The sequence below is a fragment of the Paraburkholderia caledonica NBRC 102488 genome, assembly GCF_000685095.1.
GTDB lineage: Bacteria > Pseudomonadota > Gammaproteobacteria > Burkholderiales > Burkholderiaceae > Paraburkholderia > Paraburkholderia caledonica.
Genome location: NZ_BAYE01000001.1, coordinates 804409 through 812630 on the forward strand (window position 1 = coordinate 804409; position 8222 = coordinate 812630).

The following is an 8222-nucleotide window of genomic DNA, read 5'->3' on the forward strand; positions in this document are numbered from 1 at the left end:
TCGAACAGTTCAACGACCGCCGCTTGCCGCAGCCGCCTGCTCGATTACCTTCGCAATCTCTTCGGGATGTGAAAGAAACGCGACATGGCTCGAATTGACTTCGGTCACTTTACTGCCGGCGCGCTTTGCCATCCAGCGCTCAAGGTCTGGATTGATAGTCCGATCGGACGCCGCGACGACCGCCCAACTCGGCTTCGATTTCCACGCAGCCTGCATGACAGGCGCCGTGAACGAGCCGACGGCGGGCATCACCTGGGAAGAAGCCATAAATGCGGCCTCTGGCTCCGGGACGTCGGCTGCAAAGTCGGCATGGAACCGCGAGGGATCGATGTACAGATGACCGTCGTCCGTCTCCTTGATGCTTCTGATCGCGGCAGGCATTTTGGTGGTCAGATCCTTCAGGCTCTCACCGGCATCGGGTTCAAAGGCGGCGATGTAGACGAGGCCCGAGACGCGCGCATCGTTGCCGGCTTCGGTGATGACCGCTCCGCCATAGCTGTGTCCGACGAGAATGCTCGGGCCGTCCTGCGCATCGACCACACGTGTGGTCGCCGCGACGTCGTCCTTGAATGAAGTTTCAGGTTCCTGGACCACCGACACCTTGTAGCCGTCGCGGGCAAGAATCTTCGATACGGCCTGCCAGCCGGAACCGTCAGCAAAGAATCCGTGGACCAGGACAACGTTCTTGACGGGGGCAGCGGTGGCGATCTGTGCGGAAAGTGCTGCCACGCCGAACGCGATGGCAGTGGCGAAACGGCGAACTCGGGTGGTCGTTTTCATGAAAGGCTCCAGTCGTTTTAGCAAGAAAGTTTGGGGTGTTGGATTAGTGGATCTCGCGATAAATCACGCGTCGGCAACAGGTTCGCTGTGCATCTCGGGCCAGTCGGAATAGCCCGTCGAATCTCCGCCGTACCAGTATTCTTTTGGCGCCTCGGCGAGCGGACCACCGACTCGCAGCCGTCCAACCAGATCGGGATTGGCGATGAATGGCCGCCCGATGCTGAAGAGATCAGCGTCACCTGCAGCGAGCGTTTCCTCAGCGAGCCGCAGCGTGTACTGGTTATTGGCGATGTACGCGCCGTTGAACTGTCCGCGCAGCGCAGTGAAGCTCACGCCGCTGTCGGTGTCGCGAGCCAGTTGCGTTACGCCTTCAATGTCGTGGATGTACAGCAGCCCGAGTTGCGACAGCGCGCGTACATAAGCACCGAAGGTGGCCATTGGGTCGCTGTCGAGAGGCGTTTCGCCCGGCGCTGTCGTCGCGGGCGAGATCCGGATGCCAACGCGATCGCTTGGCCAGACTTCAAGTACCGCCTTGACCACCGCGAGGGGGAAGCGCAGCCGGTTCTCAATAGAGCCGCCGTACTCGTCATTGCGCTGGTTCGTGCTGTCGCGGACGAACTGTTCGAGCAGATAGTTATTGGCCGAGTGGATCTCGACTCCGTCGAATCCTGCACGCTTCGCATTGACGGCCGCATGGCGATAATCGTCGACGATGGCAGCGATCTCTTCGGTCCGAAGCGCGCGAGGCGTGACGAATTCCTTCATGCCGTCGTGAACGCGGATCTGGCCTTGTGGTTTGATGGCCGAGGGCGCGACCGGCATCGCGCCATCCTGCATGTCAGGGTGCGAGATTCGCCCGGTGTGCCACAACTGCAGAAAGATCTTGCCGTCACGGCGATGAACTGCCTCGGTGACGCGCGTCCACGCCGCCACCTGGTTGTCCGTCCAGATGCCAGGGGTGCGAGGATAGCCGCGAGCCTGCGCAGAAATATTGGTCGCTTCGGTAATGATGAGGCCAGCGCCTGCACGTTGCGCGTAGTAGTCGGCTGCGTAGCCGGGCGGCACACCCGCATCGTCGGCGCGACTGCGTGTCATCGGCGCCATGACGATGCGGTTCTTCAGTCGCAGACTGCCAATCGTCACGGGTTGAAGTACGGGGCTAACAGAAGCATTTTTCATGATTTGTTATCCTAACTATGTAACGAATAATTCGATGTTTTGTATCGCCATCGCGTCGAATCAGTCGACCGTTTTGGCCCAGACCGCCTGAGCGTTGGTGAACTCGCGCAAACCGAAGTGCGACAGTTCCCGACCAAATCCGCTCTTCTTGACTCCGCCGACAGGAATGCGCGGGTTGGAAGCCGAGAAGCCGTTAATGAAGACGCCGCCCGTTTCGAGCCGACGGGCGATGCGCTGCGCGCGCGCTACGTCGCTGGTCCACAGACTGCCACCCAGACCGTAGTCGCTCGTGTTGGCGAGCTCGATAGCATGCTCGGCGCTCTCGGCCACGGTGATCGCGGCGACCGGACCAAATGTCTCTTCATCGAAAGCGGCCATCCCTGGCGCTACATTCGCGAGCACAGTCGGTTCATAGTAGTTGCCTACGCCCGCGACCCTGTTGCCACCGAGCAGCAACGTTGCACCCGCTTCAATGGTGCGTTCCACCTGAGCATGCAATTCGTCGCGCAGGTCGGCGCGCGCCATGGGCCCGATGGTGCTGGCCGGGTCCAGAGGATCGCCCGCCACAACCTTGCGCGCCGCCTCGACGAACTTGCGTGTGAACTCTTCCGCGACAGGCTGCTCGACGATGAACCGCTTTGCTGCGAGACATACCTGCCCCGCGTTCTGGAAGCGCGCCTCGATCGCCGCTTTGACCGCGAGGTCGATGTTCGCGTCGGCCAGCACGATGAAGGCGTCGGCGCCACCGAGTTCCAGCAGCGTCTTCTTGAGCGCCTTGCCTGCCGTCGATGCCACGGCCGAGCCCGCCCGCATGCTGCCCGTCAGGGTGACGGCGGCCACGCGCGGATCTTCGATCACATGCGCAACCGTTTCGTTATCGGCATTGAGATTCGTGAACAGTCCGACCGGAAAGCCGGCGGCTTCGTAGGCGTCTTGCAACGCATACGCCGAGCCCATCACATTGGCCGCATGTTTCAGGATGAAACCGTTGCCCGATAGCATGATCGGCCCAGATGCACGAATGACCTGCCACAACGGAAAATTCCACGGCATGACGGCGAGAATTGAGCCGATAGGCAGATAGGAAACATAGACTTCGTCATCGCCCTTGACCGGCGCAGCCTCGTCAGCCAGGAACGCGGGGCCGTTCACCGCGATCCAGTCGATCGCTGCGGCGCATTTCTCGACCTCCGCGCGTGCGGCGCTCAACGTCTTGCCCATTTCCGCAGTAATCAGCGATGCCAATTCTTCCGACCGCTCCCGCAGCGTGATCGCCAGACGGCGGTAGGTGGCGACGCGCTCAGTCATCGGCGTTGCACGCCAGAGGCGAAACGCTGCGGCATTGTTCTGGAGCATGCGCTCCACGTCGTCTGCCGACTGAAAGGCATAGTGGGCGATGAACTCGCCGGTGGCGGGATTACGCGACGTTGCGCCAATCGTAAGGGGGCTGCTGAGATTCGACATGGTTACCTCGGTGACGTTAAGGACAGTGGGTAAGTTGCTGCATTGACGTCACTTTAAGCGTGCTGATCCGGGTCAAGAAGGCGTCTTGTCATCCTATGAGTGGGAGTCACTGGTAGGGCCCTGGAAGCCCAGCTTGATGCGTTGTCTCATGCACCGCGCAAGCTATGACGGTCACGGGTGAAACCGTAGCTGACTCTTCAGATAAGCAAGAAACGCCTTCACTTTCGGCGACGGCACGCGCTCCTTCGGGAACAGCGCGTTGAGATCCTGCTGCGGACCAATCCAGTCCGGCAACACTTTGCGCAAGCGTCCCGCTGCGACCTCCGGAGCCATGCTTGCCTCCATGGCCAGCAACACGCCGTTGCCGGCCCGAGCAGCGTCAAGAAGCAGCACCGGGTCGCTGGCAACGATCACCGGATCAACCGGAAACTGCTTTGCCTTGCGTCCGGCCATGCGCAATGGCCATGCGTAGCCGCTATCGGTGCGCGCCTGATGAAGCGCAAGCGCCGCATGACGGTTCAGATCGTCTGGAGTCTCGGGCGCGCCATGCCTGTGGATGTATGCGGGGCTCGCATAGACGGCCGTCGAGAAGCTGCCAAGCCGCTGCGCCACCAGGCTCGAATCGGGAAGTGCGCCGAGGCGCAAGGCGACATCGACGTTTTCGCCGATCAGATTGAGCGGCACGTGGGTCGCGATGATATCTACGCGCACTTCAGGGTAGCGCGTACAAAAGCCAGCGATCAACGGTGCTATCCACGTCGCGCCGAACGAATAGGGCAGCGTCACGCGGAGCCACCCTCCCGGTGTCCCACGGATCTGTTGAACAGCGTTTTCGGCATCGTCGAGCTGTCTGGCAATCGCGTTGCAACGCTCGAAATAGGCAGCCCCCGCTTCCGTCAGCCGCAGCTTTCGTGTCGTTCTGTGTAACAAGGCCGCGCCGAGGTGTGCCTCAAGCTCGCGAACACGCCGACTCACGGTCGTCTTCGGAATCTGTGAGGCATTCGCCGCTGCCGTGAAGCTGCCCTCCTGCACAACGCGAACAAAGATGAGCGTGTCGTTGAGATCTCTGGTCATGGTAGCGCGGGTATCCGATGGATAGCTTGTCGTATTGCCGGACATTGTCCCACTCATGGCTCAATCCTTGCCACGATCGCAGACTAATCCCCTGGCGCCATCTGCCCTATCGTTTCCTCCATCAACACGGAGGAAAAATGAAACTTGGCGAATACACGGAATACGATGCAATCGGACTCGCACAGCTGATCGCAAACGGCGAGGTTACTTCAGCCGAGCTTGCCGAACTCGCGCTCGAGGCGATCAGAGTTGTGAACCCGGACATCAATGCGGTCATCGAAAGCTGGCCGGCTTCCGAAAGCGGCCACGCGGTTGCTTCAGGCGGCCCGCTCGCCGGCGTGCCGTTCCTGATCAAGGACCTTGCGGTCAGCATGCAAGGCAAAAAGCTTGAGCTGGGCAGCCGGCTCGCCAAAGGCGTCGTCGCTACCGAGGATTCATGGTTGATGTCGCGCTTTCGCGATGCGGGACTGGTCACGATAGGACGTAGTGCGACGCCGGAGATGGCATTCAGCACGACGACCGAGTCCACGCTGCAAGGCGCGACCCGTAATCCGTGGCTGCCTTCTTTGAGTGCCGGCGGGTCGAGCGGCGGTGCCGCCGCAGCGGTCGCAGCGGGCGCAGTCCCGCTTGCTCATGCGACCGATGCGGCAGGTTCCATTCGCGTGCCTGCCGCGTACAACGGGCTGTTTGGGCTTAAACCTACGCGAGGCCGCAGCTCGAACGGTCCCTCGCTCGATGAGGTATTCGCCGGTTTCGGCGTGCAGTTGGGCGTAAGCCGCAGCGTGCGGGACAGCGCGGCACTGCTCGACGCGATTCAGGGCCATGCCATCGGTGAGCCCTACGTTACTGCTCCACCGGCACGAAGCTTCCTGTCGGAAGTCAGCCGCGATCCCGGCAAGCTGAAGATCGGCTTGATGCTCGATCCATGGAACGGCGAGCGTACCGATCCGGTTATCTCAGCCGCCACGTCAGCCACCGCGCATCTCCTCCAAGCACTCGGGCATACCGTCATTGAAGTTGAGCCACCGCTTGGCGTCTCGTGGGACGCTTTCGTGCAGATGAACGCGACCATATGGACGGCAACACTCGTCGGATGGATCGAGGGTCTCGCCGCTGCAACCGGCCGCCCGATCGACCACACGACGCTCGAACCGGCCACTTTGGCCTGTTTTCAACATGGCAAGGAAGAGAAGGCATCTGAGTTCGCCGCGGCGCTAGCGATGCGCAACACGGTCACGCGTTCAGTCGGGACATGGTTCGAGGACGTAGACCTGTTGCTCACGCCCACTCTGCCGCAGATGCCACCAGCTATCGGCGCCTACGGGGCTGGCGCCGAATCGATGAGCGGTCTCCAATGGACGCAGCGGGTCTTCCAGCATTCACCGTTCACACCGCCCTTCAACGTCTCCGGCCTCCCGGCCATGTCTGTTCCGCTTGAAGTGCACCCCACAACCGGTTTGCCGATTGGCATGCAGTTCGCAGCAGGATTCGCGCGGGAAGACAGCCTGCTGCGGCTTGCCGGACAACTCGAGCAGGCCCGGCCGTGGGCCAATCGGCGGCCGATGCTGTGGGCGGGAAACGGGTCGAAGTAAGAGAGACGCCGGGGGCCATTGAAGACGGGGGTCGGTGACGGAGGCACATCAACTGACGTTGGCTCCGCCGCTCAACCGCAAAAGCTTTCAGACTCGCCAGCCGGCAATTTGGGATCGACACAAGCTCAGACTGATTGTGTCGATCCGCAGCCGCCAACCGTGCACCTCGGTGCCGACTCTCATGACCCTACGCGTCGGAATCGCCAGCCCCGGAAAATCGCGGGAGGTAGGTCACGAGTGACAGGTCTGGCCTGCCCGTCGGGGTCAGTGCAACGTATGTGAATTCGATGTGGCCGCCTGAAGGATGCCGAAGGCGCTTGTCGCCCTCGTCGAAACCTTTTACGTCTGTGTCCTGCCACCAGTCACGAAATTCAGGGCTTAGCTCCGTAAGCTCGCTCACCAGTTTGTCGAACGGAGCTTTGTCCGGTGCCTGCGCGCGCGCCGCACGAAAAGCCGAAATCATGCCCCGGGTCATCTGTTCCCAGTCAAGGATGAGCGTACGGTACGGCTTGTAAAGGAATAGCAGACGCAACGTATTCCGTTCGTGCGGTTCGAGCGATCCATAGTCGACGAACAGATCGCAGATCGCGTCGTTCCATGCAAGGATGTCGAGGCGCGAATTGCGAACGTACGCCGGGACGTTGATTGACCGTACCAGCAGTTCCAGCCCCTCGCTGACGCCGCTTCCGGTCGCGACCTGCGAGAGCTCCCGAGCGGAGAGCGCGAACAGGTGCGCGGATTCGACAGCATCGAGCTTGAACACGGCCGACAGTCTGCGCAACGCGTCAGCGGACGGCTGGATGTCGCGGCCCTGTTCGAGCCACGTGTACCAGCTCACGCTGACTCCGGCGAGCATGGCGACTTCTTCGCGTCGCAGACCGGATGTACGGCGCCCGCCTTGGGGCAGATTGAAATCGGCAGGCTGCAAGCGCCCGCGGCGGCTCGACAGGAAAGAGCCGAGCTCACGGCGTTGTTCGGGAGAGGGTCGTCTGGACATTGTTGAGTCGGTATTGGTTGATTGTCAGGCGGCGAAACACAGCGTGCTTCAACCCCAGCCCATGGTAGCCGCCGTTGGACGGAGTGATCGAATCAGATCGCGGGACGTGCGTCCTGTCAATGCGCCGCGGCCGGCCCTGCCAAGGTCAAGACTTTTGCTGCAGCTTACGCTGAAGTGTCGGGCCTGCACAGCGGCCGCTGTCCCTTGGAGGATCGACCGCATACGTGGCACAAGACGCGCGGTGCGCCTGACTCCATCGAACGCGCGCGATCTGTTGCTCCTGCGGCAACTCGCCAGCGACAGGCCGGCGAGTCCGTCGAAAATCAGCTTGCACGCAGATCAAAGCGGTCGAGGTTCATGACTTTCGTCCACGCTGCGACGAAGTCGTGCACGAACTTATCCTTGCCGTCCTCGCTTGCATACACTTCGCTGAGCGCTCGCAGCACGGAGTGTGACCCAAACACCAGGTCAACCCGTGTGCCGATCCATCTCGGTTTGCCGGTGGTGCGGTCAATACCGACAAATTCGTCGCCCGCGGTCGACACCGGCTTCCACTGCGTGTCCATGCCGAGCAGATTGACGAAGAAATCGTTACTCAACACGCCCGGACGGTCAGTGAATACACCGTGTGCCTCCATGTCCGTCGATATACCCAGCACCCGCAAGCCACCGATCAGTGCTGTCATTTGCGGCGCAGTGAGTGTCAGCAGTTGCGCCTTGTCGATAAGCAGAACCTCAGCGTGCACCCGCACGCCGCGCTTTCTGTAATTGCGGAATGCGTCCGCGATGGGCTCCAGGGCCTTGAACGAGTCGACGTCAGTCTGTGTCTGCGACGCATCCGTGCGGCCCGCGGCGAACGGAACCGACACCGTGTAACCGGCCTTTTTCGCGGCATCTTCGACGCCAACGCCTCCCGCCAGAACGATCAGGTCTGCAAGCGATACCTTCCTGCCATCATTCTGCGAGCCGTTGAAGGTGCGTTGAATGCCCTCCAGCGTGTCCAATACTCGCTTCAGCTGTTGTGGCCGATTCACTTCCCAATCCTTCTGGGGCGCGAGACGGATGCGTGCGCCGTTGGCACCGCCGCGCTTGTCCGACCCCCGGAACGTCGAGGCCGAAGCCCACGCCGTTGACAC

The 8222-nt window shown here is 61.5% G+C and carries 7 protein-coding genes; 1 reads left to right on the plus strand and 6 read right to left on the minus strand.

Going from position 1 to position 8222, the window contains the following annotated elements; translation table 11 throughout:
- Positions 1-9: 9 nt before the first annotated feature.
- The 4 genes from BCA01S_RS03720 to BCA01S_RS03735 all read right to left on the minus strand — a co-directional run bounded on the left by BCA01S_RS03720 (position 10) and on the right by BCA01S_RS03735 (position 4497).
- Positions 10-780: an alpha/beta fold hydrolase gene (locus BCA01S_RS03720; RefSeq protein ID WP_027775757.1), complete on the minus strand. Its 771-nt coding sequence runs from the start codon at positions 778-780 to the stop codon at positions 10-12.
- Between the two features lie 63 nt (positions 781-843).
- On the minus strand, positions 844-1959 hold the full coding sequence (locus BCA01S_RS03725; protein ID WP_027775758.1) for an alkene reductase: 1116 nt from the start codon (positions 1957-1959) through the stop codon (positions 844-846).
- Positions 1960-2019: 60 nt separating this feature from the next.
- Entirely contained in the window at positions 2020-3423 is a 1404-nt protein-coding gene (locus tag BCA01S_RS03730; RefSeq protein WP_027775759.1) for an NAD-dependent succinate-semialdehyde dehydrogenase, read from the minus strand.
- Between the two features lie 171 nt (positions 3424-3594).
- Positions 3595-4497 (minus strand): LysR family transcriptional regulator, encoded by a 903-nt coding sequence (locus BCA01S_RS03735; protein WP_027775760.1) that lies wholly within the window; start codon positions 4495-4497, stop codon positions 3595-3597.
- Positions 4498-4634: 137 nt separating this feature from the next.
- Here BCA01S_RS03735 and BCA01S_RS03740 point away from each other — a divergent pair, with 137 nt between their 5' ends.
- Positions 4635-6089 (plus strand): amidase, encoded by a 1455-nt coding sequence (locus tag BCA01S_RS03740; RefSeq protein ID WP_027775761.1) that lies wholly within the window; start codon positions 4635-4637, stop codon positions 6087-6089.
- Positions 6090-6276: 187 nt separating this feature from the next.
- Here the strand turns inward: BCA01S_RS03740 and BCA01S_RS03745 are convergent, their stop codons facing one another.
- On the minus strand, positions 6277-7086 hold the full coding sequence (locus BCA01S_RS03745) for a helix-turn-helix transcriptional regulator (RefSeq protein WP_027775762.1): 810 nt from the start codon (positions 7084-7086) through the stop codon (positions 6277-6279).
- A gap of 323 nt (positions 7087-7409) precedes the next feature.
- Positions 7410-8222, minus strand: an 813-nt coding sequence (locus BCA01S_RS03750) for a peroxidase family protein (RefSeq protein ID WP_027775763.1), incomplete at its 5' end; no start/stop codon positions are given.

Bases quoted from the DNA above. Each gene is read 5' to 3' on its own strand.
- BCA01S_RS03720 (WP_027775757.1), bottom strand. From the start codon at position 780: ATGAAAACGACCACCCGAGTTCGCCGTTTCGCCACTGCCATCGCGTTC.
- BCA01S_RS03725 (WP_027775758.1), bottom strand. From the start codon at position 1,959: ATGAAAAATGCTTCTGTTAGCCCCGTACTTCAACCCGTGACGATTGGC.
- BCA01S_RS03730 (WP_027775759.1), bottom strand. From the start codon at position 3,423: ATGTCGAATCTCAGCAGCCCCCTTACGATTGGCGCAACGTCGCGTAAT.
- BCA01S_RS03735 (WP_027775760.1), bottom strand. From the start codon at position 4,497: ATGACCAGAGATCTCAACGACACGCTCATCTTTGTTCGCGTTGTGCAG.
- BCA01S_RS03740 (WP_027775761.1), top strand. From the start codon at position 4,635: ATGAAACTTGGCGAATACACGGAATACGATGCAATCGGACTCGCACAG.
- BCA01S_RS03745 (WP_027775762.1), bottom strand. From the start codon at position 7,086: ATGTCCAGACGACCCTCTCCCGAACAACGCCGTGAGCTCGGCTCTTTC.